At 62.6% G+C, this 25,888-nt stretch carries 25 protein-coding genes; 11 read left to right on the forward strand and 14 right to left on the reverse strand.

The annotated features are described in order from the left end of the window. Positions 1-101 precede the first annotated feature (101 nt). A complete protein-coding gene (locus tag OKW26_RS00400) occupies positions 102-1,841 on the forward strand; it encodes a peptidoglycan D,D-transpeptidase FtsI family protein (RefSeq protein WP_429352313.1) in 1,740 nt (579 codons plus the stop codon). Positions 1,842-1,868: 27 nt separating this feature from the next. Here OKW26_RS00400 and OKW26_RS00405 read toward each other — a convergent pair whose 3' ends face one another. After that, positions 1,869-2,984 carry a diguanylate cyclase gene (locus OKW26_RS00405; protein WP_429352314.1) on the reverse strand — a complete coding sequence of 372 codons (1,116 nt, stop codon included), beginning with the start codon at positions 2,982-2,984 and terminating at the stop codon, positions 1,869-1,871. A 342-nt stretch (positions 2,985-3,326) separates the two neighbouring features. Here OKW26_RS00405 and OKW26_RS00410 point away from each other — a divergent pair, with 342 nt between their 5' ends. Next, on the forward strand, positions 3,327-3,581 hold the full coding sequence (locus OKW26_RS00410; protein WP_090809319.1) for a DUF2866 domain-containing protein: 255 nt from the start codon (positions 3,327-3,329) through the stop codon (positions 3,579-3,581). A 16-nt stretch (positions 3,582-3,597) separates the two neighbouring features. Here the strand turns inward: OKW26_RS00410 and OKW26_RS00415 are convergent, their stop codons facing one another. Both OKW26_RS00415 and OKW26_RS00420 read right to left on the reverse strand, forming a co-directional pair. Further along, positions 3,598-4,227 (reverse strand): 2-hydroxychromene-2-carboxylate isomerase, encoded by a 630-nt coding sequence (locus OKW26_RS00415; protein ID WP_184060509.1) that lies wholly within the window; start codon positions 4,225-4,227, stop codon positions 3,598-3,600. Positions 4,228-4,338: 111 nt separating this feature from the next. Beyond that, positions 4,339-4,965 carry a LysE family translocator gene (locus OKW26_RS00420; RefSeq protein ID WP_429352315.1) on the reverse strand — a complete coding sequence of 209 codons (627 nt, stop codon included), beginning with the start codon at positions 4,963-4,965 and terminating at the stop codon, positions 4,339-4,341. Between the two features lie 113 nt (positions 4,966-5,078). Here OKW26_RS00420 and OKW26_RS00425 point away from each other — a divergent pair, with 113 nt between their 5' ends. The 4 genes from OKW26_RS00425 (at position 5,079) to OKW26_RS00440 (ending at position 8,337) form a co-directional block, all read left to right on the forward strand. Continuing rightward, positions 5,079-5,720, forward strand: a complete 642-nt coding sequence (locus OKW26_RS00425; protein ID WP_429352316.1) for an IMPACT family protein — start codon at positions 5,079-5,081, stop codon at positions 5,718-5,720. 150 nt (positions 5,721-5,870) lie between these two features. After that, the gene (locus OKW26_RS00430) at positions 5,871-6,452 is read left to right on the forward strand and encodes a hypothetical protein (protein WP_429352317.1); all 582 of its coding nucleotides are present in this window, start codon (positions 5,871-5,873) and stop codon (positions 6,450-6,452) included. A 97-nt stretch (positions 6,453-6,549) separates the two neighbouring features. Beyond that, a complete protein-coding gene (locus OKW26_RS00435; RefSeq protein ID WP_026226576.1) occupies positions 6,550-7,170 on the forward strand; it encodes a LysE family translocator in 621 nt (206 codons plus the stop codon). A gap of 189 nt (positions 7,171-7,359) precedes the next feature. Then, positions 7,360-8,337 carry a 2-dehydropantoate 2-reductase gene (locus tag OKW26_RS00440; RefSeq protein WP_429352318.1) on the forward strand — a complete coding sequence of 326 codons (978 nt, stop codon included), beginning with the start codon at positions 7,360-7,362 and terminating at the stop codon, positions 8,335-8,337. An 85-nt stretch (positions 8,338-8,422) separates the two neighbouring features. Here OKW26_RS00440 and OKW26_RS00445 read toward each other — a convergent pair whose 3' ends face one another. The 3 genes from OKW26_RS00445 to oxlT form a co-directional block, all read right to left on the reverse strand. After that, entirely contained in the window at positions 8,423-9,874 is a 1,452-nt protein-coding gene (locus OKW26_RS00445) for an aldehyde dehydrogenase family protein (protein WP_184060772.1), read from the reverse strand. A 92-nt stretch (positions 9,875-9,966) separates the two neighbouring features. Beyond that, a complete protein-coding gene (locus OKW26_RS00450; protein ID WP_429352319.1) occupies positions 9,967-10,950 on the reverse strand; it encodes a LysR family transcriptional regulator in 984 nt (327 codons plus the stop codon). Between the two features lie 30 nt (positions 10,951-10,980). Beyond that, positions 10,981-12,336 carry an oxalate/formate MFS antiporter gene (gene oxlT, locus OKW26_RS00455; protein WP_429352320.1) on the reverse strand — a complete coding sequence of 452 codons (1,356 nt, stop codon included), beginning with the start codon at positions 12,334-12,336 and terminating at the stop codon, positions 10,981-10,983. A 370-nt stretch (positions 12,337-12,706) separates the two neighbouring features. Between oxlT and OKW26_RS00460 the strand changes: the two genes are divergently transcribed. Further along, complete coding sequence (locus OKW26_RS00460; protein WP_018424728.1) at positions 12,707-13,654, forward strand: LysR family transcriptional regulator; 948 nt, start codon at positions 12,707-12,709, stop codon at positions 13,652-13,654. A 96-nt stretch (positions 13,655-13,750) separates the two neighbouring features. Beyond that, positions 13,751-14,071: a hypothetical protein gene (locus OKW26_RS00465; RefSeq protein WP_429352321.1), complete on the forward strand. Its 321-nt coding sequence runs from the start codon at positions 13,751-13,753 to the stop codon at positions 14,069-14,071. 90 nt (positions 14,072-14,161) lie between these two features. On the opposite strand, the gene OKW26_RS00470 is transcribed toward OKW26_RS00465, so the two are convergent. The 6 genes from OKW26_RS00470 to OKW26_RS00495 all read right to left on the reverse strand — a co-directional run bounded on the left by OKW26_RS00470 (position 14,162) and on the right by OKW26_RS00495 (position 20,296). After that, complete coding sequence (locus tag OKW26_RS00470) at positions 14,162-15,007, reverse strand: NAD(P)(+) transhydrogenase (Re/Si-specific) subunit beta (protein ID WP_429352322.1); 846 nt, start codon at positions 15,005-15,007, stop codon at positions 14,162-14,164. 54 nt (positions 15,008-15,061) lie between these two features. Next, on the reverse strand, positions 15,062-15,877 hold the full coding sequence (locus tag OKW26_RS00475) for a fumarylacetoacetate hydrolase family protein (protein ID WP_187613597.1): 816 nt from the start codon (positions 15,875-15,877) through the stop codon (positions 15,062-15,064). Between the two features lie 9 nt (positions 15,878-15,886). Beyond that, the gene (gene frc / locus OKW26_RS00480; RefSeq protein WP_429352323.1) at positions 15,887-17,134 is read right to left on the reverse strand and encodes a formyl-CoA transferase; all 1,248 of its coding nucleotides are present in this window, start codon (positions 17,132-17,134) and stop codon (positions 15,887-15,889) included. A 24-nt stretch (positions 17,135-17,158) separates the two neighbouring features. Next, positions 17,159-18,922: a thiamine pyrophosphate-binding protein gene (locus OKW26_RS00485; RefSeq protein WP_429292371.1), complete on the reverse strand. Its 1,764-nt coding sequence runs from the start codon at positions 18,920-18,922 to the stop codon at positions 17,159-17,161. A gap of 458 nt (positions 18,923-19,380) precedes the next feature. Beyond that, positions 19,381-20,100, reverse strand: a complete 720-nt coding sequence (locus OKW26_RS00490; protein WP_013091210.1) for a GntR family transcriptional regulator — start codon at positions 20,098-20,100, stop codon at positions 19,381-19,383. Next, positions 20,078-20,296 (reverse strand): hypothetical protein, encoded by a 219-nt coding sequence (locus OKW26_RS00495; protein ID WP_184010619.1) that lies wholly within the window; start codon positions 20,294-20,296, stop codon positions 20,078-20,080. The genes OKW26_RS00490 and OKW26_RS00495 overlap by 23 nt, the downstream gene beginning before the upstream one ends. Before the next feature lie 374 nt (positions 20,297-20,670). On the opposite strand from OKW26_RS00495, the gene shiA reads away from it, so the two are divergent. The 3 genes from shiA to OKW26_RS00510 all read left to right on the forward strand — a co-directional run bounded on the left by shiA (position 20,671) and on the right by OKW26_RS00510 (position 23,951). Then, positions 20,671-21,990, forward strand: coding sequence for a shikimate transporter (shiA, locus tag OKW26_RS00500; protein ID WP_429352324.1), 1,320 nt, complete (start codon positions 20,671-20,673; stop codon positions 21,988-21,990). Between the two features lie 418 nt (positions 21,991-22,408). Further along, complete coding sequence (locus OKW26_RS00505; RefSeq protein ID WP_187613591.1) at positions 22,409-23,812, forward strand: L-lactate MFS transporter; 1,404 nt, start codon at positions 22,409-22,411, stop codon at positions 23,810-23,812. A 10-nt stretch (positions 23,813-23,822) separates the two neighbouring features. Next, positions 23,823-23,951 (forward strand): MFS transporter small subunit, encoded by a 129-nt coding sequence (locus OKW26_RS00510; RefSeq protein ID WP_090809263.1) that lies wholly within the window; start codon positions 23,823-23,825, stop codon positions 23,949-23,951. Between the two features lie 74 nt (positions 23,952-24,025). Here the strand turns inward: OKW26_RS00510 and OKW26_RS00515 are convergent, their stop codons facing one another. Both OKW26_RS00515 and OKW26_RS00520 read right to left on the reverse strand, forming a co-directional pair. Next, positions 24,026-25,060, reverse strand: coding sequence for an SGNH/GDSL hydrolase family protein (locus OKW26_RS00515; RefSeq protein ID WP_429352325.1), 1,035 nt, complete (start codon positions 25,058-25,060; stop codon positions 24,026-24,028). A gap of 131 nt (positions 25,061-25,191) precedes the next feature. Next, positions 25,192-25,617: a DUF3830 family protein gene (locus tag OKW26_RS00520; protein WP_018424716.1), complete on the reverse strand. Its 426-nt coding sequence runs from the start codon at positions 25,615-25,617 to the stop codon at positions 25,192-25,194. Between the last annotated feature and the right edge of the window lie 271 nt (positions 25,618-25,888).

Consider the following 25,888-nt stretch of genomic DNA (forward strand, 5'->3'; position numbering starts at 1 on the left):
GTTTTATTTACAATCGGCCCGGCGACAGTCCTTGCCGCCAGGCCTCGTGGCTTTGGCGGCCTCGTTCAATCGAAAGTACGTGAGGTCCGCTGCCCGCCGCCATGATCCGCCAGAAAAAACCGCCGTCGTCCGATCCCTATGCCTTAGCCGCGAAGAACCCGCTGCTCGATGCGCGACTACCCGCGTGGCGCTCGAAGTTCGTCGTGCTGCTCGTGTTCGGCGCGTTCGCGACGCTCGCGCTCCGCGCGTTCTGGGTGCAGGTCGTGAATCAGGACTTCTACGTCGACCAAGGGCAGAAGCGCTATCAGCGCCTGCTCGAACTCGACGCGACGCGCGGCCGGATCGTCGATCGCAATGGTTCGATGCTCGCGGTCAGTCTCGCGACCTACGAAATCTGGGCCACGCCGAAGCTCGTCGACGAAAGCGCGTTCGCGCCGCTGGCAAAGCTGCTCGATCTGCCGCTCGCGGAACTGCGTCGGCGTCTGAACGGCGAGCGCAGCTTCGTGCTGCTCAAGCGCCAGGTCGATGCCGACACTGCCGGGCATCTGTCGCGCCTCGGGCTCGCCGGGATCACGCAGATCGCCGACACCAAACGCTTTTATCCCGAGGGCGAGTCGGCCGCGCACGTGGTCGGCTTCACCGACATCGAGGACAACGGCCAGGAAGGCGTCGAACTCGCCGCCAATGCGCAGTTGCAAGGCGTGCCCGGCCACCGCGAGGTGATCCGCGACCGGCTCGGCCGCGTGATCTCGGAGACGCGGCCGCTCGTGCCCGCGCGCAACGGCGCCACGATCCATCTGACGATCGACCGGCGCATCCAGCAACTCGCGTACACACAACTCAAAGCCGCGATCGCGCAGCACCGCGCCGAAGCGGGCAGCGTGGTCGTGCTCGATGCGCGCAACGGCGAGATCCTCGCGCTCGCCAACTACCCGAGCTTCGATCCGAACGACCGCACGCACCTGTCCGGCCGGCAGTTGCGCAACCGCGCGGTGATCGACACGTTCGAACCGGGCTCGACGATCAAGCCGGTGGTCGTGGCACTGTCGATCGACGAAGGCAAGGTGCGGCCGCAGAGCATCATCGATACCGCGCCCGGCTGGTATCGGATCGGCCCGGCCGTGATTCACGACACGTCGAATCACGGCGCGATGACGGTCGCCGAGGCGGTGCAGAAGTCGAGCAATATCGCGCTGGCAAAGCTCGCGCTGAATCTGCCGGCCGAGACGATCTGGACCAAGTATCGGCAATACGGGCTCGGTCTGAAGCCCGAGCTGCCCTTCCCTGGCGTGGCCGCCGGCAAGCTGCGGCCGTATCAACGCTGGCGCCCGATCGAACAGGCCACGATGGCGTATGGCTACGGGCTGTCGGTATCGCTGCTGCAGATCGCGCAGGTCTACACCGCCTATGCCGGCGACGGCGCGCTGAGGCGCGTGAGCCTGCTGCGCGAGCCGCTCGACGCGGACGGCCCCGCGTCGTTCGCCGAGCGCGGCGAATCGGTCACGACGCCCGGCACCGCGCGCGCGATCCGCAACATGCTCGAAATGGCCATGGGCAACGGCGGCACCGGACGCGCCGCGACCGTGGCGGGTTATAGCGTCGGCGGCAAGACCGGCACCGCGCGCAAGCAGATCGGCGCGGGCTACGCGAAGAACCGCCACCGCGCGCTGTTCGTCGGCATGGCGCCGATGAGCGATCCGCGCCTGATCGTCGCCGTGATGATCGACGATCCGGCTGGCAAGGCGTACTATGGCGGCACGGTCGCTGGACCGGTGTTCAGCGGCGTGATGGGCGGCGCGTTGCAGCTGCTCGGGGTGCCGCCGGATGCGGCAGGAGTGTGACGCGTAGTTAGTGTTAGTTACGGTCGATCAGCCCTGCTCGTCGAGCGCATCGACCTGCGCCTCGATACGATTGCGGCCGTTGCGCTTGGCCTGATACATCGCGCGATCGGCCTCGTCCATCATCGCCTGACCGAGCGACATCGCCTCGGCCGGGCTGCCGGCGACCACGCGCCCGGCCACGCCGATCGACACGGTCAATGCAATGAGCTCGCCGTGCTCGTCGCGCACGTCGAGATTCTCGACCGCACGCCGCACGCGTTCCGCGACGGTCAACGCGTCGCTGCGATCGCCTTGCAGCAGCGCGGCGAACTCCTCGCCGCCATAGCGCGCGACGGTGTCGCCAAGCCGCACCTGCTGTCGCACGCAGGCGGCCACCGCCGCGAGCGCGCGGTCGCCGCTCTGATGGCCGTGGCTATCGTTGATGCGCTTGAAACCGTCGATATCGATGAAAAGACACGCGACCGGCACGCGATAACGGGCCGCGCGCATCAACTCCTCGCGCAGCCGTTCGTCGAAATAGCGGCGATTCGCGAGGCCGGTCAGCGAATCGGTCATGCCGAGCTGCCTGAGCCGCTCGCGATGCGCGACGTTGTCGAGACTCGCGGTGACGATGCTCGCGAAGCGCTCGAGAATGTCGGTGGCCATGCCCGCGCCGAAGCGCGCGGGGTCGTCGCTGCCGAGGCATAGATAGCCGCTGACGCTCGTGCCCGCGGCGAGCGGCAGCAGGATCGCGCTGGCCGGCACGTGAGCTGGCGCGGCACCGAAGAACGCGCGGCGCGTGTCGTCGTCGAGTTCGCCAGGGCGGCCGAGCCACGGCCGATCGTCTTCGCACAAGGATTGCGCGACGAGACCGCCCTCGCGCGACGTCTTCAGCTGCGCATGATCGAGCGCGCGCAGGTTGCCCGGCTCGAGCAGTTCGAGCAGCATTGGCGCGCGCTCGTCGAGCCACAGCACCACGTTCGCGAGCGAGAACTCCCTCGGCAGATGGCTGAACAACGTATCGAGAAACGATGCGAAATCCTGCGCGCCGATCAACCGCAACTCGACGTTCTGGAAGCGGCGCAACGTGCGCTCGTTGTGCTGCACGGTGTCGACGAGCGAGCGAAGGCGCTCGGCAAGCGGCGTTTGGGCGAGATTCGTCACGGTATCAGTAAGGCGGCCCTGAAGGCGAAGCGGGGTCGACGCCCCAACTCTACTGATAACGGCCGATCCGCCGGGGTCTTGAGGGCAGGCTCGCGACGTGTCGGCCGGCCTGCCAGCGTTCATGCCCACTGTTGTCAGCTCTCGCTTGCATTCACTTGCACTCGCTTACACGCAATGAGATCCGTTTGCGTAATGATTGCGGTTCTTAAGTTTCGCTTAATTGTTCCCTGCAAGTATGTGGCACATCCCCTGTTGAGCCGCCAGAACATCGGCGGCGCTTTTTCTTGAGGGGTGCCAGAAGCGCGACCGAAAACGGTTACGCGCACAAGAAGGAGGTAAATCATGGTTGAAGAGATGGTAGTCGAACACCTGCGTGCGATGCCCGGCCATGAATGGACTCGCCAGATTCACTCCTGCAAGGTCTCCGATCCGCTGCAACCGCCCTGGGGCCGTTCATACCGGCTCGTCGAATGGACGATGAAGCACGCGCCCGAACCGAGCCGTCGCGTCGTTCCCGCCGAAAGTACTCCGCTCGAAATCGCCCAGGCCGTGGTCTCTCACGTGCCGGGTCGGCGCTTCTGCCAGCAGGCTGATTAAGCGCTCCCGCTGACGTTCAATGACGCGCCGCGATCGCGTCGCAATGGTCCAACGCGTCCTCCAGCCTGTCATTGCCCCAGAACATCTCCCCACCGACGAAAAACGTCGGCGCACCGAAAATCCCCTTGTTGATGGCCCGTTCGGTCTGCTCGCGCAAGCGGAGCTTGTTCGCGTCGCTCTGCGCGGCGTCGATCACGCTCTGCGCCGGTAAGCCAAGCGAGTCGAGCGCGTGACTGACGACATCGATTGAACCGATGTCGCGGTCGTCGACGAAATTCAACTGCATGATCTTGCGGCACCAGGCACCGATCCACGGCTCGTTCGCACCCAGCAGCGCGACACGCATCGCGAGAAGCGCCGCGCGCGGAAACGTGCTGGGGCGCGTGAGCGCAATGCCGTATTTGCGGCATTGACGCTCCATGTCTTTCCACACGTACGCGCCTTTTTCTTTCTGCAGTACGAAGGGCGAGTTGTCGAAACCGAGCTGGCGAAATACCGGACCGAGCAGAAACGGCCGCCAGACGATCGTCACGTTGCGCGCGGCCGCCAACGCTTCGATCCGCATCATGCTCAGATAGCTGTAGTTGCTGCCGAAGTCGAACCAGAACTCGATTGCGCGCGCCGTCGAAGTTGCGTCTTCATTCATCGCTGTCTCCTGAATCGCGCGTGCCATGGCATCGTGGCCTTGCAATGCTTAACAGTCGCGTCGTTGGGTCGCTGATCCTGCTGGCGCCGTCCTGAACTCGCGCTTCCGGACTCAGCGTGTTTGCACTGCCACGCGCAGGCCGAGCGAAATGAACAGCACACCGATGAGCTTGTTCTGCCAGCGCGTCAACCACGTCAAACGCTTCACGAGTTTGCCCAGCGGCCGCATCGTCAGGACGATCAGCGTCGTATAAAGCGCGCTCATGGCAACGAAAATCAGCCCGAGTGCCGCGAACTGCAGAAACGTCGAGCCATGTTCGGGGCGCACGAATTGCGGCAGAAACGCAAGGAAAAACAGCGCGGTCTTCGGGTTCAGCACTTCGGCGGGAATCGCCTGCAAGAACGCCTTCGAACCCGACACCGGCGCGACGACCGGCAGGTGCGCACTCGCCTGCTTTTCGCGCAACGCGCGAATGCCCAGATAGACGAGATACGCGGCACCGACGAATTTCACCGCATTGAAGGCCAGCGCGGACGTCATCAGCAGCGCGGAGAGGCCAACCGCGGCGCCCAGCGTATGCACGAAATCGCCAGTTGCGATACCGAGACCGGTCAGAATGCCGGCTTTACGTCCGCCGTGCACGGTGCGCGTCAAAACTAGCAGCACGGCCGGCCCTGGAATCAGAAAGAGCCCTAGCACGACGGCAACGAACGTCCCCAACGTGGATACGTCAAGCATTTCGTCTCCTTGCGACGCGCGGGGTCTAAATGACGGGCGCGCGTTCAGCGGACCATTGTAGACGAACCCGCGAAGCGGCCCTTGCGCCTCGCTGGCACCGACGATCCGTTACCATGACGGACATCGCGCCGCCTACCGTGTGCTTCTTTTCATCCACCGACGTTTCCGCCTTGCCCACCTATACCCTGCCCGCACCACTGAGCGCGGAACTCGAGATTCGCAAGAGCCGCTTCATCGCGCATGCGATCCCGGTCGCCGATCGCGATGCCGCGATGGCCGAATTGCAGCGTCTGCGCGACGAACATCCTGCCGCGACGCATGTGTGCTGGGCGCTGCTGGCGGGCGGCCAGTCCGGCATGTCCGACGACGGCGAACCGTCCGGCACCGCCGGTCGGCCGATTCTCGAAGTGCTGCGGCATCACGATCTGGATGGCGTGCTTGCGGCGGTCGTGCGCTATTACGGCGGTGTGAAGCTCGGCACGGGCGGTCTGGTGCGCGCGTACACCGATGCGATCGCGTCCGCGCTGCTCGACGCGCCGCGCGTCGAGAGGATTGCCCAGGTGTTGCTGGGCGTCGAAGTGAGTTATGCCGACGAAGCCAAAGTCCGTCGATGGATGGACGCCGAAGGCTATGCGCTCGTGGACAGCGCCTACGGCATGCTGGTGAAGATGACGATGCGCGTGCCCGCCAACGCACTCGACGACGCCAAGGCAACGCTGATCGATATCACGCAAGGAAAGGCGGGCTTTTTCTGAACGGCTCAGGTCCGGGCCTGACGCGGGCAATTCCGAAAACATCCGTTTGAAGGTTCGACGGTCCGGTTCGCTGCTACCATGCTGTTCTTCACCGGGATGACTCCACTGAAAAGGGCAACTCCTCTGACTTCGACCGCCGCTTTCTCCCGCATGGCTGCTGCGCGTTCGCCGTTGAGATCCGTCGTGCTCAAGGGCTGCGGCGCCATACTGCTGCCCACGCTGCTGTCCGCGTGCTCGTGGTCATGGTTCGGCCTGAACAGCAGCGCCAGCGCAACGCACACGAAAACCCACGGCACCGGCTCGCTCAGCGTCGCCCCTGCACGCGACTTCGCGTATCTGTCCGCGCGCGACGGTCATATCTCGCCGAACCGCATCGAAAATACCGGGATGACCGGGCTCGTGCTGAAGGACGACGTCAGCCTCGTGGTGCGCAATGGCGTCGCGAATAGTCTGCGAGTGGCCGGTTTTCGTATCGACGACAACAAACGCGTGCTCAGCGGCAGCATCGAAACCTTCACGGTGGACGATAGGCGCTCGCCGGCGCTGTGGACGCTGAAGATGCACTACGTGGTCATCGATGCGGCGACCCAAAAAGTCATGTACACGACCACGCGCACCGTGAAGCAGAAGTCGCCGAAATTCACCAGCAACACGATCGCGATCGAAGACACGGTCAAGCTCAGCGTCGATACATTGATTGGCGATCCAGGCTTTATCAATGCGGTGAACTGAGCACGCGGCTGGCCGAGGCGCGGCGCGGTTTCGCTACAATCCCGGCAACGCATCGCGCGCGATGCATCGTGATCTCCCGTTCGGAATGCAAGCCGTCATGTCCCTTACCGCCTGGCTATTCTTTTTACCCGCCTGCTTCGCCATCAACCTCGCACCCGGGCCCAACAACCTGCTTTCGATCAACGTGGCCGCGCGTCATGGCTTCATGAAAGCGTTCGTTGGCGGCAGCGGCCGGCTGCTCGCCTTCGCGATGATGCTCGCACTCGCCGCGACCGGTCTCGCGGTCGTGCTGCATGCGTCCGAGTGGATCTTTCTGGCGATCAAACTCGCGGGCGCCGCTTATCTGATCTGGCTCGCGATCCAGTTGTGGCGCAGCGACGCACCCGCAATCGATACGTCGCAACCCCAGGAGGCCGCGCTCTCGCGCATTGCCCGGCACGAGTTTTTCGTGGCGGCGGGCAATCCGAAGGCGATTCTGGTTTTTACCGCATTCCTGCCGCAATTCGTCGACGTCGCGCAGCCGATACTGCCGCAATTCGCCGCGCTCGGCGCGAGCTTTCTGGTACTCGAATGGGTGGCGATTGCATTGTATTCGTGGGCCGGCATGTATCTCGGCAAATGGCTGATGCGCGCGCAGATCCGCCGCTGGTTCAATCGCTGCTGCGGGGGATTTCTCGCGGCAATCGGCGTGAGTTTTCTGCTGGTTCGGCGCGGCTGAGGTATCGAGGCCGACAGTCGAAGCAGCCTTCACATCGCGGTCTTTTCATAACGAATAACTAATACATCGACGGAGAAACTTTAACTATCAGCATTCGTCGCGCCACCTTATGCTCGAACCGTGACCGGCCGCGAATGACTGCAATGCGGCATTGGGCGAACGGCTTTTTCATCGTCACGGAGCGACATCATGAAGATCTGCATCTTCGGAGCGGGAGCGATTGGCGGTTTAATGGGCGTGCAATTGGCACGCGCCGGCGCGGACGTCAGCTTCATTGCGCGCGGCCCGCATCTGGCCGCGATGCGTGAACACGGCGCGCGCCTCATCATGGATGGCGAAACGTTCAGCGCGCCGGTGCGCTGCACGTCCGATCCACGCGAACTCGGCGTTCAGGACTTCGTCATCGTGACGCTGAAGGCGCATTCGCTGCCTGGCGTGGTCGATTCCATGCAACCGCTACTCGGCAAGCACACGGCGATCGTTACCGGCGTCAACGGCATTCCATATTGGTACTTCTATCAGCACGGCGGGCGCTTTGCCGGCACTCGGCTGACGAGCGTCGACCCCGACGGTTCGCAATGGACCAAGCTCGGACCCGAGCGCGCGATTGGCTGCGTACTCTATCCGGCGGCGGAGATCGTCGAACCGGGGGTGATCAAACACGTGTACGGCAAGAAGTTTCCCATCGGCGAACCCAGTGGCGAGCGCACCCCGCGCGTTGAGCAATTGCACGAGATCATGCAGGCGGCCGGCTTCGAAGCGCCGATTCGCGACAACATTCGCGACGAAATCTGGCTCAAGCTATGGGGTAATCTGTGCTTCAACCCGATTAGCGCATTGACGCATGCAACGCTCGATGTGCTCACGAGTGACCCGGGCACGCGCGCGGTCTCACGCACGATGATGCTCGAAGCGAAGCGAATCGCGGATCAGTTCGGCGTGCACTTTCGCGTCGATGTGGAAAGGCGTATTGATGGCGCGGGTGCGGTCGGTGCGCACAAGACATCAACGCTCGTCGATCTCGAGCACCGCAGGCCGATGGAAATCGATCCTTTATTGACCGTCGTGCAGGAAATGGGGCGACTCGTTGCCGAACCGACACCCACTATCGACGTCGTGCTCGCACTGATCAAATTGCGCGAGAAGATGGCTTTACAGGGCAATTGACCGAGTACTCGTCAATTCCCTTTCGTCTTGCAACACGACCTGAAGGATCGGATGCCATGCATCCGATCCTTTTTCGCATTTGCCGCTATTGATCGATCGCCACCCACACCGCCTTCGGTTCCGTGAAGTTCTCGATCGCGACATCGCCATGCTCGCGACCGAAGCCCGAATCGCCAGCACCGCCCCACGGCAAACGCACGTCCGTATAGCCGTAGGTGTTGATCCACACCGTGCCCGCCTTCAGGTCGCGCGCCACGCGATGCACGCGGCTCAAGTCAGCGCTCCACACGCCAGCCGCGAGACTGTACGACGTGCCATTGGCGATTCGGATCGCGTCCGCTTCGTCGTTGAAACGGATCACGCTCGCCACCGGCCCGAAGATTTCTTCCTGCGAAATACGCATTTCGTGCTCGACATTCGCGAACACGGTTGGCTCGACGAAAAAGCCGCGATTGCCGACGCGCGCGCCACCCGTCACGAGCGATGCACCTTCCGAGCGTCCCGTGTCGACATAGCTCAATACGGTCTTCATCTGCGCGGCCGAAATCAGCGGTCCCATCGACGTTTCGCGCAGCGACGGGTCGCCGACCTTGATCGACTTCGCGCGCGTGGCCAGACGCTCGACCACTTCGTCATACACGTCGCGATGCGCGAGTATCCGCGACCCGGCGGAGCACACTTGCCCTGTATTGAAGAACACGCCCGACGCCGCAGCTCGCACCGCATTGTCGAGATTCGCGTCGGCAAAAATCACGTTGGCCGACTTGCCGCCGAGTTCCAGCGTCACGCGTTTGAAGTTGCCCGCCGCGCCCTGCAGGATGCCTCGTCCGACCGAAGGCGAACCGGTGAACGTGACCTTGTCGATACCGGGATGCGAGACCATCGCGTCGCCCACCACGCTGCCTTTGCCGGTGACGATGTTGAGCACGCCCGGCGGCACGCCCGCTTCGAGCGCCAGCTCGCCGATGCGCAACGCGGTGAGCGGCGTGATCTCGGCGGGCTTGACGATCAGCGTGCAACCGCATGCGAGCGCGGGCGCGATCTTCCACATGCCGATCATCAGCGGAAAATTCCACGGCACGATTGCGGCGACCACGCCGACAGGTTCGCGCAACGTATAGGTCAATGCATCGGGACGCGTCGGCACCACCTGGCCGTTGATCTTGTCGCACCAGCCTGCGTAGTATTCGACGGTATCGATCGCGGCGGGCACGTCCTGACGCATCACCGCGCCAATCGGCTTGCCGCCGTCGAGACTCTCGAGCGCGGCGAGTTCTTCCATGTTCTCGCGCATCAGGCCCGCGAGACGTTGCAGGATGCGCCCGCGTTCGGCGGCCCGAATCGAATTCCATACTTTCAATGCGCCGCGCGCGGCGCGCACCGCGGCATCGACGTCGGCGGCGCTGCCTTGCGCCACCCGTGCGATCGGCTCCTCGGTCGCGGGGTTGATGTCGACGGAATATTCCCCGGTGCCTGGCGGCATGCGCTTGCCGTCGATCAGCAGATCATGGTGCCTGAGATCGGTCTGGATTTCCATCATGAAGCTCCTTGAGTAGGACGTTATGTGGTTGACTGACGGCGCATCGATCGAATGCCGCGCGCCGCGCAAGCTTTTTGGTCGGCCCCTGTCTAAGGTTCCGGCAACAGGCTTTGCCGCACGGACCGCCAGTTGAAGCTTGGCGTCGCGGCTGCGGCAGGCGCTTCGTTCGCGATCGGTGAATGATCAGTCGTCGACGCAACGAACTGCGCCCACGCAGCAGCCGCATTGGGACGAAGCGAGCGATTTCTGCGGTGCACGAGTACCGTCGTCAATGCCGTTTCGGGGACCAGCGGACGACTCACCAACGAAGCGCCCGGCGAAGGCCAATGCGCATCGACAGGCAATACGCCGACACCCAGTCCCAATTCGACCATGCGCGCTACGGCCGCGACGTGTCCGAGTTCCTGCAACGGCCGGCGCTTCGATCCGTTCGCGGCGAGTACCGGTGCGAGCGCGGCACGCACGCCAGTATCGGCATTCAGCGTTATCAGCGGACATTCGCGCAACGCGTGCCATCCGATGCTGTCTTGCCGCGCTAGCGGATGCGCGGATGGAAGCACCGCCTGCAGTGGCGTAGTGAAAAGTACCTGAGCGTGCAGTAGAGGACTATCGACAGGTACAGTCACACAGACCGCGCCGAAATCCACCTCGCCCTGCTCGACACTGGCCAGTACGCTGCTTTGAGGTTGATCCTTGACCGATACGACCAGCTCGGGAAAAACCGACGCGCACTGCGCCAAAGCCTGCGGCACCCAGCCCGATGACAACACCGGATTACTCGCGAATAAGACGACGCCCGTGTGCCCCTCGTAAGCATCGCGCTCTTCGAGCAGCGTCAATTCGATTTCGTCGAGCAGCCGGCCAATTCTTCTCTCGAGACTCGCACCCGCATTCGTCAGTTCGACCTGGCGTGTCGTGCGATCGAACAGCTTCAATTCGACCGCGTCTTCCAGTTCACGCACGCAACGGCTCACGGCCGACTGCGTCAGATCGAACTCGCGCGCCGCGCGCGTGAAACTGCGCTCGCGCGCGACCGCGACGAATACCTTGAGTTGCTGCAGCGAAACATTCATGGCATCGGTTCCGGGCGCGCGACGCTCACGTTATTCGCCAGACTGTCCGGGCCAGTGACTCATTCGCGACGCATTGCCATTGCCATTGCCATGACCCGCGACGGCCAGCGCGCCCTGAGGTTCGTTGTGCGATTCGATCCACCGCGCGCGCATCGGCTCGAGGATGAACTTCGCGCAAATGCCGGCTGCGATCGTGATGACGGCGGCGAAGACGAAGACAAGGCTCCAGCCGCCCGTCGCCGCGAGTATCGACGCGATCGGCACCAGCAACGAGGCCGTGCCCTTCGCGGTGTACAACGTGCCGGCATTGGCGGCCGCGTACCTGCTGCCGAACGTATCGGCGCAAGTCGCCGGGAAGATCGAGAAGATCTCGCCCCAGAACAGGAAGATCAGCGCGGCAAAGACCATGAACGCATACGGATTGCTGCCGAACTGCATCATGCCGAGCAACGCGAGCCCTTCGCCGATGAAGATCACGAACATCGTGTTTTCACGGCCGATCTTGTCGGAGATGAAGCCGGACAGCGGACGCGTCAAGCCGTTGAAGATATTGTCGATCGACAGCGTGAGGGTCAGCAGCGGCAACGTCGCGCCGAAGACCGTCATCGGAATGCGCGCTATGCCCCAGTCTTTCGCGATCGGGCCGATCTGCGCGGTCGCCATCAAGCCGCCCGCCGCGACCGCGACGAACGACGCGTAGATCACCCAGAACACTGGCGTTCTGATCATCTGGCGCGAGGTGAAATCGACCTTCGACACCGCGAAGCGGCTCTTGCGTACCCCTGGCTGACGCAAGATCGGCCGCGTCAGGAGCATCGCGAGCAGCAGAATGCTGACGCCTTGCACGATGCCGAAGAACAGGAACGTCTCTTCATAGCCGCGGCGCGTAATCATGTTCGCAATCGGAATCACCGTCAGCGCGGCGCCTGCGCCAAAGCCCGCGGCCGTCAAACCCGCGGCGAGACCGCGCCGGTCGGGAAACCATTTGAGCGCGTTGCCGACGCATGTTCCATACACACCGCCCGCGCCTATCCCGCCAATCACCGCGGCGAAATACAACATGCCGAGCGTAGTCGCATGCGAATTGAGAATCCACGACAAACCCGCGCATACCGCGCCGGCTGCCACCACCGGGCGCGGCCCGAATCGATCGACGAGCCAGCCCTCGAACGGCACGAGCCACGTCTCGGTCAGAATGAAGATCGAGAACGCGAGCTGGATCGACGCCTCGCTCCAGTGATGCCGCGCATGCATAGGGGCCACGAATAACGTCCACGCATATTGCAGATTCGCCACCAGCGCCATGCATACCATGCCGATGACGAGTTGCCACCATCGGTTACGCCAGGACATACGGGTCGTCGATTGCTGGGTGATATCGTTCATGAGCCTTGTCTCCACTATTTATTTAGTGCAGCCGGCTGACGCGCCGCGCTGGATGTGTCCCGCCTTATCGTTATGGCCCGAGAACTTCCTATTCGGGAAAAATCTCAATTGACGCTTTTTTGTTTCCGCAGATCCCCGAACTCGTCTTCTATAAAATTCTTGCTTTATTCCGACCAGAACCACGCTTCAGCCGGTAATCATTACAGGTTATTCCCCCGCTATTGAGTCCGCCACACCACATATCTATGCGTTAACCCGCGTATTACAGCAGCTATTCGGCTTGTTATAAGTTTCATGCTAGGGTCATTGCTGAATTACTCATAATTAAAGTTTGTTATTATGTTGATTCACGTTTCCTTATACATCGACCATGACGATGCGCAATGCAACTCTGCGGCAACTGAAGGTCTTTGAAACGGTAGCGCGCCACCTGAGTTTTTCGCGCGCCGCGGAGGAATTGCATCTGACTCAGCCGGCCGTTTCCACCCAGGTCCGGCAACTCGAGGAACATGCGGGGCTGCCTCTGTTCGAGCAACTCGGCAAGAAGATCTATCTGACGCCGGCCGGCACGGAAATGCTCCACTACAGCCGCGCGATCATGCAGCAGTTCCATGAAGTCGACGAAGCGATGAGCCAGTTGAAGGGCGTCTCCGGCGGCAAACTGAATGTTGCGGTGATTAGCGCGGGCGACTATTTCTTTCCGCGCCTTCTCGCCGAATTCACGCGTCGCTATTCGGGTGTGGATCTCAATCTCGCGGTACACAACCGCGAAGAACTGCTTCATCAACTGGCGACCAATCAGACCGACCTCGCGGTCATGGTGCGTCCGCCGCACGAAACCGACGCGACCAATGAACCGTTCGCGCCGCACCCGTACGTGATCGTCGCGGCGCCCACTCATCCGCTTGCGCACAAGCGCAATATCCGCTTCAGTCAACTCGCGAACGAAGCGTTCATCGTGCGCGAACGCGGCTCGGACACGTGGAATTCGATGGAAGAAGGTTTTGCCGGCCGGCTGTCCAATCTGAAGATTGCGATGGAGATCAAGAGCACCGAGACGATCAAGCAGGCGGTCATCGCCGGCATGGGCATCGCGTTTCTGTCCGCCCATACGATCAGCCTCGAATTGCAACTGGGTCATCTGGTCGTGCTCGACGTCGAAACCTTTCCGGTCATGCTCAATTGGTATGTCGTGCATCGGAAGAACAAGCGTCTGCCACCGGTTGCCGTCGCCTTCAAACGCTTCCTGATGGAGGAAGGCGCCAATCTGATCGAAAAGATCACCCGCGTGAAGGAACTGAGCGTGCATAAGCCGTAGGCTATGGAAAGCCAATAAAACTTTAACTATTGCAAATCGATCGCGACTTCTATGCTGCAAGCGAGTTCTTTCACTTGCGAGCCGAGGAGGCCGATCATGAACCACGCTCCGGTTGAATCCCGTATCAGTACACGCAACGCTCGCACAGCGGCGGCGGATCACAAAGACCAACACGACGATGCGCATCTGAGCGCCTACAATGCCGCGTTCAGCGATCTTGGGCTGCGGTTTCGCTGGGACCGTGCGACGCTCGACATGCTGAAAGAGTTCAATGGCGAGTTGGCGCGAATCACCGCTTATATCGAGCGCTATCACAGCCACCTGCATCGGGCGTACGATGCCGACTTTCTCGCGCAACTGATTCTGCATAGGAAGACGCAGTACTACAGCGAATTCGCCGCGACCGTGGGCGACTAGAAGCATCGAAAAAGACTCGGGCGGCGGGATCATCGTCCCGCCGTCTTCGCTATTGGCAATCAGGTCTCCTGGCGGCGCATGCATCATTGATCAGCGACGTGTAGTGAAATGAATCGGCCGCTCGTGCGCGCATTGGCGTGCACAGTCGCGCTGGCGGCCGTTGCCGCGTCTACCATCACGCCCATCCCGACTATCTGCAGAGGCGCTCACGCGCATCATCGCCGGCGTGACATCGCGAAGCGCCCACGTCTGCTCTTCCCCGCCATGCCACTCGATGTTCGCGAGCAGGCCCGGCTTGCCGATCGCCAGGCCATCGCTACGCGCGGCGAAGGCATACATGCGCGCTGCGCAACTGACGCGATTCGCCGCGTGAGCGGGATCGGCCGAGTACTCGCGGCTCAGCATCAGATGCACGCCCATTGCCAACGCCAGCGCGCCCGTCGCGAGCAATGCCGCGAGTCCGAACGGCTGTGCCTGTTCAGTGACGAAGCCGTAACCGAGCCATCCGCATAAAAACAGCGCAAACAGATTGACGACGTGATGTCCCGGCCGCGCGACCGCCTCGAGTTGCAATGCGCCGCGCAGCTTGCAGAACGCAATCGCCGAGATCGCAAAGAGCAGCGCGCCGATCAACACGGCTGCAAACAGTTCGATGCGTTCGGTGTTCTCGCGCGCCGCTGCCAACAGGTAGCGCGTAAAGCCTGTCGACGCGACCGCCAAACCGATGCCGCTGCCAAGCAATGCAAGCATCCGGGGCCTGCGTGTCAGATCGCGTTCGCGCACGCATGAATGCCGCTGCGCCGAACGTCGGCCGAACTGTCGTCGCGAGAGCGCGGCCAACGCCACCATCAGCACCGCAATCAACGCCGCGGCGACAGTCACGGCGAGCAGCAGCAACAGGTCCATCCACACGGCACTCCCACAGGCTTGCGGCATGCGTGATCCTCCGTGATGCGATGAAAAGGCAAGAGCCGCGAGGTCCGGCCCTCGTCAACCGACGTTCGCGGTATCGCCCGATCGCCGTGGCTCGTCGCGCTGCGCCGCGCTCAAGGTATTGGTCAGCGTGCCTATCCCATCGATCGTGATCGAGACCGTTGCACCGTCCTTGATCGACCCCACGCCCACCGAGGTGCCGCACGCAATCACGTCGCCGGGTTCGAGCGTCAGATCCTGCGATATCAGACTCACCTGCTCGGCCGGCGAAAAGACCATATCGGCGAGCGGATAGTTCTGACGCTCGGCGCCGTCGAGCGTGGTCAGGAGGCGCGCCGCCCGCCAGTCGAAACCGGAGACGATGGCCGGACCCAGGCAACAGAAGGTATCGAAGCTCTTCGCGCGACACCACTGCGGAAAATGCGGATTCTCGTTAAGCAGATCGGCGGCGGTGACGTCGTTGACGAGCGTGTAGCCGAAGATCGCCGCCTCCGCCTGTTGCGCATCCACGTCGCGGCAACGCTGGCCGATCACGATGCCGAGTTCGCCTTCGTAGACGATCTTGCCCGCGTAGTGACGCGGCCGGCGGATCGGCTCGCCCGCGCCGATCACCGACGCCGCCGGCTTCAGCAGAAACAGCGGATGCGTGGGCACGGGTTTGTCGAGCTTCGCCGCGAGCGCGTGATAGTTATTCCACAGCGCGACGATCTTGCCGGGCGCGCACGGCGCCAACGGCGTCAATGCGCGCAGCGACAGTACGGCGCCGGTCGGCACCGGCTGCGCGAGACTTTCGTACTCGTGCAGATAGGCGCCTTCGACACGGCCGAACACGATGCCGCCGTCGCCCGACATGAACCGCATCCACGTCTGCATGCCTCGCTCCTAGATTGCGCCCGCCGTGCGCAGCGCCGTGATCTGCTCGGCCGAATAACCGAGCTCGGCCATCACTTCATCGGTATGTTCGCCAAGCAGCGGCGAGCGTTCGACGTCGGTCGGGCTGTCGGACAGCTTGATGGGATTGCCCACTGTCAGATACTTGCCGCGCTTCGGATGATCGACTTCGACGATCGTGCCGGTTTTGCGCAGCGACGGCTCCGCGGCAATTTCCTTCATCGACAGGATCGGGCCGCACGGAATGTCGTATTCGTTCAGGATCTGCATCGCCTCGAACTTGGTCTTCGTCATCGTCCAGCGTTCGATTTCGGCGAAGATCTCCTTCAATCGCGGCAGGCGCGCGGGCGCCGTCGCGTAGTCGGGGTCCGTGGCCCACTCCTCCTTGCCGATCACGTTGCAGATCTTCGCCCACACGGGCGCCTGCGTGATGAAGTAGATATAGGCGTTGGGGTCGGTCTCCCACCCTTTGCATTTCAGAATCCAGCCCGGCTGGCCGCCGCCCGACGCATTGCCCGCGCGCGGCACCGCTTCGCCGAACGTGCCGTTCGGATATTGCGGATACTCCTTCATCACGCCGGTACGGTCGAGCCGCTGCTGGTCTCGCAGTTTGACGCGGCACAGATTGAGCACGCCGTCCTGCATGGCCGCGAGCACGCGCTGGCCGCGTCCGGTATGCGTGCGTTGATAGAGCGCAGTGACGATGCCGAGCGCGAGATGCAGCCCCGTGCCGCTGTCGCCGATCTGCGCGCCGGTCACGACCGGCGGGCCGTCGTCGAAGCCGGTGGTCGAGGCCGCGCCGCCCGCGCATTGCGCGACGTTTTCATAGACTTTGCAGTCCTCGTAAGGACCGGGACCGAAGCCCTTCACCGAGGCGACGATCATGCGCGGATTCAATTCCTGAATCCGCTCCCACGTAAAGCCCATCCGGTCGAGCGCGCCCGGTGCGAAGTTTTCGACCAGTACGTCGCATTTCTGGATCAGCGCTTCGAGCACCTGCTTGCCTTCCGGATGCTTGGTGTCGATCGTGACCGAGCGCTTGTTGTGATTGAGCATCGTGAAGTACAGGCTATCCACGTCGGGAATATCGCGCAGCTGCTCGCGCGTGATGTCGCCTGCGCCTGCCCGTTCCACCTTGATCACGTCCGCGCCGAACCATGCGAGCAATTGCGTGCAGGTCGGCCCCGATTGCACATGCGTGAAATCGAGGATGCGCACACCGTCGAGTGCCTTGGCCATGTCGTATCTCCTGAACGATGAGGGTTATTTGTACATGGTCTGGTTCTTCGTGCCCGGTGCGTACTCGCGCGGGTCGACCCAGATGTTGACCACCGCCGAGCGGCCGGTGCGATGAATCGCTTCGCGCGCACGCTGTAGCGCGCTCGCGATCTGCGCGGGATCGCGCACTTCCTCGCCATAGCCGCCGAGCATTTCGGCGAATTTGCTGAACGGCACGTCGCCGAGCAGATTGCCGACGTTGCCGCGTTCTTCGCCGTATTTGGCAAGCTGGCCGTAGCGGATCTGGTTCATCGCCGAGTTGTTGCCGATCACCGCGAGATACGGTGCGCCGAAGCGGTTCGCGGTTTCCATGTCGAACGCGGTCATGCCGAACGAGCCGTCGCCGTAATAGCAGAGCACTTCCTTGTGCGGGTGCGCGAGCTTCGCCGCGAGCGCGAAGCCGGTGCCGACGCCGAGCGAGCCGAGCGCGCCGGGGTCCATCCACTGGCCGGGGCGGCGCGGGCGCACCGCTTGCGCGGAGATCGTCACGACGTCGCCGCCGTCGCCGATATAGACGGTGTCGTCAGACAGGAATTCGTTGAGTTCGTACGCGACACGATACGGATGAATCGGCGTGCTGTTCGAGCGGAACAGCGGCATCAGTTTTTCGGTTGCGCTCGCTTCGGCGTCGCGCAACTGCGCCATCCATTTGCGGCGCGCCTGACGCTTGTCGTCCTTGATACGACCGCTCGCGGCCTGCAGCACCGCGGCGAGGATCGCGCCCGGATCGCCGACCAGACCCAGATCGATATCGCGATTCTTGCCGACGGTTCGATAGTCCATATCGATCTGCACCAGCGTCAATTCCTTGCTGATGCGTCGGCCGTAACCCATGCGGAAATCGAACGGCGTGCCGACCACGATCAGCACGTCGGCATTCGCAAACGCCTGCGAACGCGTGCGATCGAAATGATGCGGATCGCCCGGCGGCAGCAGCCCGCGGCTCGCGCCATTGAAATAGCCGGGAATCTCGATGCCGCGCAGCAGCGCGATCGCTTCCTCGTGACCGCGCGCGGTCCACACCTGCTGGCCGTACAGGATCGCGGGGCGTTCCGCATCGACGAGAATGTCCGCCAGTTTCTCGATGTCGCGCGGGTCACCGATCGATTTCGTCGACGCGCGATAGCGGCCCGGCCGCGGCACGATCGCGCGCGACACGTCGACTTCGCGGTCGAGCACGTCGCGCGGAATTTCCAGGTAGGCGGGACCGGGCGCGCCGTTGAAGCATTCGCGCGCGGCCATCGAGATCATGTCCGCGACGCGCTCGGTGCTCGACACGCTCGCGGCGAACTTCGTGATCGGCGCCATGATGTCGACGTGCGGCAGGTCCTGCAGCGAGCCCATCTTGTGCTGCGTCAGCGCGCCCTGCCCGCCGATGTGCAGGATCGGGCTTTCCGAGCGGAACGCGGTCGCGATGCCGGTCACCGCGTTCGTGCAGCCGGGGCCGGCGGTCGTCACCACGCAGCCGAGCTTGCCGGTCTGGCGCGCGTAGCCGTCGGCCGCGTGTGCGGCGACCTGCTCGTGGCGCACGTCGATGATGCGGATGCCTTCGTCGACGCAGCCGTCGTAGATATCGATGATGTGGCCGCCGCACAGCGTGAAGATCGTGTCGACCCCCTCGTTTTTCAGCGCCTTTGCGACCAGATGGCCGCCTGACACGACGCCCGCGTCGCGGGTCTTCTGCTTGAGCGTGTCGTCGGCGGTCGTGGTGGCCGTGGCCGGACTCAGGGATGAAACAACTGCAGACATGGTCATCTCCTCATCAATCGGATGTGCAACGGTTATCGACGGACGCGTCCGCTTCGATATACGTCCGGTTGCACCGACGTCTCACGGCTTCGAAGATACCGTATGTGATATATCACATTCCTTCAAGGCCAATTTCGAGACATAGACGGCGCGAAGTTTGTGCTGCTCGAGCTTGTCTGCCGCAGCTTTGCGCCGAATCTACAGGGCTCTGCGGCAGTCATTTCAAGGGAAAACACCAAGTCGTGCGTTACACCGGTCATTGTTGATATATCACATACCATATTTTCAGGACCGTCAAGCAAGGTTTATCCCGCAGCGCGGCGGCGACCTCGTTTTGTTTGCCGTTCGCCGCCGCGCGACCTGCGCATTCGCTCGAAGTGCGCGCACGCAAAAAAGCCCGCGGTGCTTGCACACGCGGGCTTTTCGCAATCAGCAGCCAGGCAGCGTCTACGCCGCCATCAATCGAGGAAATCGCAATTGGCTTCGACGAACGCCGCGAGATCGAGCGAATGCTGGCGCGTGAGCCGCTCGGCGAGTTCGGTATCGCGCTTTTCGAGCGCCTCGATGATGCGCAGATGATCGACGATAGAGCGCGCGGCCCGGTCGCTCTGCGAGATGGTCATGCGCCGGATCGCGCGCACGTGGATGAAGATGTTCTTGATCGTGTCGAGAATGATCTGCGACTTCGACAACTCGACGATCGCCTGATGAAACGCGATGTTCGCGTCCGAATACTCGGCGATATGCTCGGCCGGCGTCGTGTCGCGGAAATTGTCGAACATATGGCGCAAGCGGCCGATTTCCTCGTCGGTCGCATGCAGCGTGGCGAGCCGCGCGGCCATGCTTTCGAGCGCGGCCCACATCTGGATCATCTCGACGATTTCGCGTTTGCTCTTGCGCACGATGTAGATGCCACGCCGCGGCACCATGCGCAGGAAGCCTTCCTGCTCGAGCAGCGTCATCGCTTCGCGCACCGGCGTGCGGCTCACGCCGAGCGATTCGCTGAGCACGCGCTCGTCGAGACGGATTTCTTCGCGATTCTGGTAGATATCCGCGTCGGCGATTGCCTGACGCAGCATCGCATAGGCCTGATCGCGCAAGCTCGCACTCGCGCCGATTGGCTGCAACGACAGGGTCAACGGGGTGGCCACTGTTTCAGTTGGAAGTTCTGACGACATTCATCGCCTCTGCTTGAACACGCGCGCGATTCGGCGCCGCCGTTTTGCCGCGCTGCTCGCCCAGACCCACGAAGCGGCCATGTTGCGATGCAGGTGCAGCGACCGATTCGGGAATCCAGTCGGTCAGCAGAACGGTGGCGGCACAGCCCAACCCAACGACGGCCATGGCGAACAGCGCAAGAGGCACGAATTCCACGTGTAACTCCGGATGATTGAGAAGATTGATCCCTCAATCATATGCTGCAACGCCGCATTTTTCAATATTCGGTATGTAGTATATCAATGACTGTTGTTTTTAAGATTACTTTCACGTTAGCACGCCGCGCGCTGCGTGGGTTCGCCCACATCGTTCCCCGCGACGGTTCTGCGTGGCGCTCGGTGTAAACACGCAAAACGCGCGCTATTCGCGCAGCCGCGAGCGATGATCGCGCATTTTCTCCATCATGCGGATTGTGAATTCCGGATCGCGTCATTAACCTTCCGGACATTCCCTGCGCGGATCGATCGCGTCGAAAGCCTCGCCCGGGCGGCGCGATCGATTAAAGCACATATCACATTGAAGGAGACTCGATGAGCACCACCCACCCGCAGGCCACAGTGGCCACTCACCGCAATGCGCGCAGTCGGGCTCGCAAGGCCGCGCTCGGCAGCTTTATCGGCGCCGTGGTCGACTGGTACGACTTCCTGTTGTACGGCATCGTCGCCGCGCTCGTGTTCAACGCCGAGTTCTTCCCGAACGTCGGCCCGGCGATGGGCACGCTTGCCGCGTTCGCGACCTTCGGCGTCGGCTTTCTGTTCCGGCCGCTCGGCGGCTTCGTGTTCGGCCATTACGGCGACCGGCTCGGACGCAAGCGCATGCTCGTGCTCACCGTGATGATGATGGGTCTGTCGACGGCCGCGATCGGTCTGCTGCCGGCGTTCTCGACGATCGGCTGGTTGGCGCCGGTGCTGCTCGTCACGCTGCGCGCAATCCAGGGCTTTGCGGTCGGCGGCGAATGGGGCGGCGCGGCGTTGATGGCCGTCGAAAGCGCGCCCGAGAAAAAGAAGGCCTTCTACAGCAGCGGCGTGCAGGTCGGCTACGGCGTCGGGCTCGTGCTGTCGACGGGACTCGTCGCGCTGATCAGCCGCTCGATGGACAACGCCGCGTTCCTCAGCTGGGGCTGGCGTCTGCCGTTTCTGTTCAGCGTCGTACTGGTGCTGATCGCGCTCTGGATCCGCTCGAGCATGGAGGAATCTCAGGAGTTCGTCGAGAAAGTCGGCCAGCATGGCGAGCGCCGTGTGCGCCTGCCGATCGTCGAAGCGCTGCTGCGCCATCCGAAAGCCTTCCTGCTGATCATCGCGCTGCGGCTCGCCGAGCTGTTCACGATGTACATCGTGACCGCGTTCGCACTGAGCTACTCGACCACGAACCTGCACATGCCGCGCGAGTTTTTCCTGACGATCGGCTTCGTCGTCGGCGCGCTCAGCTGCGTGACGATTCCGTGCTTCGCCTGGCTCGCGGATCGCTTCGGCCGCCGTCGCATCTATATGATCGGCGCGCTGGTCGGCGTGTTCAGCGCGGTGCCGTTCTTCCTCGCGCTCGAAGCGCGTTCGACAGTATGGATCGTCGTGTTCGCGGTGATGCTTGCCAACATCGCGCACGACATGGTCGTCAGCGTCCAGCAGCCGATGTTCACCGAGCTGTTCGGCACCGAGTACCGCTATAGCGGCGCGGGTGTCGGCTATCAGGTGGCGAGCGTGGTCGGCGGCGGATTCACGCCGTTCATCGCGGTCGCGCTGGTCAGCTTCGCGGGCGGCTCGTGGCATCCGGTGGCCGCGTATCTGGCGATCGGCTGTCTGGTCTCGGTACTCGTTGCAGCACGCATGAAGACCGGGCGCAAGATCGATTGACACCGGCGGAACTCGCCGTCGATACACGACGGGCCGGCGCGGCGAAGAAGCCGCGCCGGCCCGTTTCGTTTTGTGCCGCGCGTCGTGCGCGTCTCGTTTATTGCTGACTTTGCATAGTGGCTCTATCTAGTCAGAAGTACGACGCAACCCGCTCGGAGCGTCCCACGATTTGCACGATCGCGTGAAGAATACCCGCGTTTCACCAGGTTCACACCTTATGTCCGCGTGCTTCATATTGCGAAGCCATCGTCCAGGTCCTATTGTCGAGCCAGGCGCGATTTTGGGTACGTGGATCCAGGTCATATGAAATGAAAGTACATATAGCGATGACGCGACGGCGTGCGCAAGTTACACTGCGCCGCCTCAAGGTATATGCACGAAGCGCCGATAAACAGAACAACTGTAAGGAGACCCACTTATGAGTAGCATCAGCGAGCCGGGCGGCCAACGAGGCTCAGCCCCATTTTTTTCCAAACAGGCCACCGTCGCACAGCCCGGCTTTTCGCGCTGGATGGTGCCCCCCGCGGCGCTCGCCGTGCATCTGTGCATCGGTCAGGCCTATGCGTTCTCGGTATTCAACGGACCGCTGACCAAAGTGATCGGCATCACCCAGTCCGCGCCAGATGACTGGTCGCTGACCGCGCTCGGCTGGATCTTTTCGCTCGCGATCGTGTTCCTCGGTTTGTCGGCGGCATTCGCGGGCAAATGGCTCGAACACGTCGGTCCGCGCCGCACCATGTTCACGGCAGCATGCTGTTTCGGCGGCGGGTTCCTGGTGTCCGCGCTCGGCGTCTATCTGCATCAGATCGTGCTGCTATATCTCGGTTACGGCGTGATCGGCGGGATCGGGCTGGGGCTCGGTTATGTGTCGCCGGTGTCGACGCTGATCCGCTGGTTCCCGGACCGCCGCGGCATGGCGACCGGCATGGCGATCATGGGCTTCGGTGGCGGCGCGATGATCGCGGCGCCGTTGTCGGTCGCGCTGATGAACCACTTTCATAGCGCAACGAGCGTGGGCGTCGCGGAGACCTTCGTCGTGCTCGGCATCGTCTACTTCATCTCGATGACGGTCGGCGCCCTCGCGATCCGCGTGCCGCCCGCCGACTGGAAGCCGGCCGGCTGGACGCCGCCCGAAGTCACGCAGCACCGGCTGATCTCGCGCAACCACGTGCATATCGATCAGGCGTTGAAAACACCGCAGTTCTATCTGATCTGGTTCGTGCTGTTCCTGAACGTGACGGCCGGGATCGGCGTTCTCGGCCAGGCCTCGGTGATGATCCAGGAGAGCTTCAAGAACACCGTGACGGCGTCCGCTGCGGCCGGCTTCGTCGGATTGCTGTCGCTGTTCAACATGGGTGGACGTTTCGTGTGGTCGTCGGCATCGGACTGGATCGGTCGCAAGAACACCTACGCCATTTTCTTCGTGCTCGGCGCGGTGCTCTACTACTTCGTGCCCAGCTTTGCCGCGAACGGACAGATCGCGCTGTTCGTGCTGACGTACTGCATCATCCTGTCCATGTACGGCGGCGGCTTCGCGACGGTGCCGGCCTATCTCGCCGACATGTTCGGTACGGCGTTCGTCGGCGGCATTCATGGACGGCTCCTGACCGCGTGGGCGGCAGCGGGTGTAGCGGGTCCGGTGCTCGTCAATTACATCCGCGCATATGAAGTCGCGAACGGTGTCGCCAAAGCGGACGCGTACACGATGACCGTGCACATCATGGCCGTGCTGCTCGTAATCGGCTTTATCTGCAACCTGCTGGTCAAGCGTGTGGATGAGAAGCACCACATGACCGACGCACAAGTCGCCAAGGGCGCGTGAGGAGATCCGTATGTCGACCGTTCAAACCGTACATCCGACCAACAAGGTGATGCTCGCGGTGTTCTGGGTGTATGTGATGATTCCGCTTGCCTGGGGGGTGATCAATACGCTGACGCAGGCGATGAAGTTGTTCAAGTGATGACCTGATGGGGTGCGCACCCCGGCCTGGTTCAGGGGCGGGGTGCCGATAGCGCGCCCCGCCGTAGTCTCCCCTCACCGCCCCAACCCGCTATGCGCGATCTGCTGCTCGACGAACTGCGCAAACAACGCATGCATATGCGTCGTCGGATGCAAATCATCGGCGAACATGTAAGTCTGATCCGCATTGGCGCTCACATAGGTCGCCGGCGAACATAGCAGCGCGGTGTCATCGGGCGTTTTCTTCGGATCGCAGGCCTGCCCCGTATTCGACACGGTAAAACCGTTCGCCTGAAAGCTTCCGATGACCTGATTCGTCCACGTGTACGAATCGACCTCGATCACTTTCGACTGCAGCCCATCGGTTTGCAACGCGGCGTTCAACGTAGCGTTGAAAAGCTGCGACAACTGCGTGAGGTTCGCGCCACCATCGGCCGAAGCGAGCCCCTTCGGCGACAGCCCGATATTCGGCAGATTGATCACCACCACATGCGCGCCGCCGTTCTGCACGATCTGCCCGACGAGCTGGGCGAGCGTCGTGGCCGCCGCCTGCACGATCGGCGCCGCGGCGGGCAGGTTGCCGGCGCGGAGCACATCGTTCGCGCCCACCCACACGAGCACGAGCTGATTGGCGTTGAAGCTGCCGTGAGCGCTCAGATAGCTCGACAGTTGCTGATTGACAGGCATTTCGACGTTGCCGATGACGTCGCTCAGATAGTCGTACTGGTTCGCCGGCGTCGCCACCGTCGAGCCCCCTTCCGCGTAACCGAGGCCGCTCTGCGCACTCAGCTTATGCGTGAAATCGATCGTGAACGCGGCGCTGAGCGTATCGCCGTAGTATTGCGCGACCTGCTGGGACCACACCTGGCCGGGGTTGGTCGTGAAACGCCCGCCTCCCACCGCGCTCGCCAGCGGCGCATAAGTCCCGACGTCCGACAGGCTGTCGCCGAACGACACGACCTGCAGCATGACGCCGCCAGCCGGCTCGGCCGCCGTGCTGCCGCCGCTACTCGACCCGCCGCTGCCGTTACCGCCCCCGCCGCAAGCCGAGAGCAGCACGATCGACATGGCAAAAACTACAGCGCGGACCTTGTCATTTATGCCTCGCATTTGCTCCTCCTGGCCGGGCGGGCCGGCGGTGTCGAGTGCCTCACGTGCGTGGTCGGTGCCGGATCGATACCTGACCGCACGCGGCTCTTCAAACAAGCATCGCGTATGCCCAGCAAGGAAATGCGGCTCGCTCAAAGCCTCTCGAACACCACCTCCTGCGCGCCTTCCCACAGCACCTTCGTGCCGAGCTCGCGCAGTTTTTCCTTGCCTTCGACGATCGTCAGAAAATGATTGCCCGCGAGTTGCCCCATCTTGCTCGCGAAGCAGCATGAGCCATATGCGAGGATGATCTCGGTCTCGCTATAGCCGCCCGGATAGAACAGGATGTCGCCGACCGATGGATGGCTCGTGTGATTCTCGAAGCCGACCGCGACGCCGTCGTTCTCGAGCTTGAATTCGCCGAGCGGCACCCAGCAGCCCTCACCGCTCCAGCGCACATGGATCAGCTTCTGCCGGTACGGCAGCAGCTTCAGGAAGGCGGCCACGGTCTGCGGCGCATCGGGATGGGTTTCGGCGATGAAGGCGTGGCCGCAGGCGGTCATCTTGAGTCGGGTCATGGCGCGTTATCCGGTATGTGGGGTTCAAAAGCGGTTCGATTCTGTCGTCCGATGCAAGGTTTCGACAGATACAGTTGTCGGCGCCGCGGTCAGTCCAGTTAGACCACGCCTGGTCGCGGGCGGCCGGCCGAACCGCGAAGCCTTGCTCCACGTGCCATGCCAGTTTGCACCGCGCGCCGCCACGAAAGTTCGTAGTTTGCAAGCCGCGCAATGCAAAGCACACTGCGCAAGTGCGTGATTCCGACTGTAGAAAGGCGAGCCGTTACGGTGT

The sequence above is a fragment of the Paraburkholderia sp. 32 genome (assembly GCF_050435345.1).
Lineage (GTDB): Bacteria > Pseudomonadota > Gammaproteobacteria > Burkholderiales > Burkholderiaceae > Paraburkholderia > Paraburkholderia tuberum.